The following is a 1,979-nucleotide window of genomic DNA, read 5'->3' on the forward strand; positions in this document are numbered from 1 at the left end:
TTTTTCAGTGAAGAATGAGGAAAACTCATCAACACGTTGTCGCCGTTGCTCTGTCGCAACAACAGGTAATATATTACTAGTTAAGTAACACCTTTGCAAGTATTTTCTTTAAAAAAGTAAAATTAATTTAAAGGGCACTTATTTATCTTACGTATCAAGATATCTAGCAATTAAAATTATAGTATAAATCATAATCATTGTCATTACTTTTGTCTAATAAACTTCAGGTTTTTATCAAACATTATAGATATTATACTAAACGCCTGATGTTGAAATACCCATTCAATATACTTAAAGCAATTAATATAGAATAATAATTTAATTGTTTTAAAACAATCTTTTTGATTGGATATTTGTCTACAAAAAAAGAGAATCGAATATTCGATTCCCCATACTGTACAACAAATTACTGACTTAAACTATTTTTTAACTCATCTATTGATCCATTATTCGATAGGTTTTTATACTGACTATATGCTGAATACCAATCACCATCATTTACCGACTGACGCAATTTATCATACTTACTATTACTAAAAATCTCTTTAGCAACTTTCTTAGATTCAGATGAAGATAAGGAAGTATTGTTATGTAGTTCCGTAGCAGCTTTATTCTGATTTTCGGCAGCCTTCATTATGTCTGACATTCTAGTCTTCTTTAAATCATCAACTGCCTTATTAACTTTACCATCATGTTTAGGGTCACCCGTTTTAGTTGCTTCGATTCTTTTAGCTAACTCATCTTTGACTAACTTATCCGATGCAGTATCATTACCACCACTGATATCCCTAACCGTATTATTTATTGGAAAGAAGAAAATGATACCTATTGCTATCAAAGCAATCACAGAAACTACTATGATCCAAATTCTTTTCTTGTGTGATTTTTTCATATGTCTTGCTTGGCGCATACTAAATTACCTCTTTAAAATTAATAGACTAATGTTAACATCAAATTGAAAAATAACTCCATACTAGTTTGATATACCAACAATAACAATCGTTATAGTTTACCAATACTAAATATGATTTTTAAATATCCATCGAAAAATAATTTTACCCTGTTACATTAACTACAAGTTCCAAACTCGAATGTATTAACCTATCTATAAAGGTTCATGCATTGATTATTCTGATTCGTTTAACCGTCATTATATAATGCAACGCTCTATCTCAATTAAGACAATCTGTAGTTAGATAACCAATCAGAAATAACTCTACAATTTGTAGTGCGATGTGGCTTGGGTAATACTTTGCCATGAACTGTTCAAGATCGTTGAGATAGAGTATTGGTAAACGCAATTCTAGCATTTTGAATATCTTTGTAAAGATTTAGGTTTGAGAAAATCTAGTTCTGTTCTTGATAGCTATTATTAGCTGGGACAGTTTGTATGACAAATATCGTTTCATAGAATATTTCGATTCGTAATTTGTGGTGTAGACATCAATTAAAAAGAAATAACAAACTAAATTCGTTTCGCTTAGTTTTAAATGCCAAAATAATTGTGGGTGGATTTCACATCGTTTATTTTAGAACGAACTAAGTCAATCAAATATGCGTTTGGATTGTGCGGATACATGAACAGAATAACTTTATAGATATAAGATATAGGTATTGAAGTGAATAAAAATATTAAGCTTGCTTATGAAACTTGTTATTTGGTTAAAGGAAACATTAATGGCCATAGTTCTAATGGTTTCTTAGAAAAGACCAATAGATAAAATTAAATAGCCAAAGAACAATTGTTATGAATTCATTAACCTAAAACAATTCTTTACAAGGATAAGATTAACTTTGACTAAAAAGTCTCTCCAACACGTTCTGACTTGAAACCTAAATAACTCATAAAATATTATATGAACACAAAAAAAAGGAAGGACAAATGTCCTTCCTTTAAGAATTGCGTGGCAACTACCTATCCTCGCGGGTAGTTTCCCACCAACTACTTTCGGCGTTAAGAAGCTTAACTTCTGTGTTCG

1 protein-coding gene and 1 rRNA gene are annotated in these 1,979 nt (G+C 30.3%); both read right to left on the reverse strand.

Annotated elements, in window-relative coordinates:
• Positions 1 to 406 precede the first annotated feature (406 nt).
• Positions 407 to 910 (reverse strand): hypothetical protein, encoded by a 504-nt coding sequence (locus tag EKM77_RS10910; protein ID WP_125594055.1) that lies wholly within the window; start codon positions 908 to 910, stop codon positions 407 to 409.
• Between the two features lie 992 nt (positions 911 to 1,902).
• Positions 1,903 to 1,979: ribosomal RNA gene (gene rrf / locus EKM77_RS11250) — 5S ribosomal RNA — on the reverse strand; the annotation flags it as partial.

Origin of the sequence: Companilactobacillus baiquanensis (assembly GCF_003946605.1) — a bacterium.
In the GTDB taxonomy this organism is placed as follows: domain Bacteria; phylum Bacillota; class Bacilli; order Lactobacillales; family Lactobacillaceae; genus Companilactobacillus; species Companilactobacillus baiquanensis.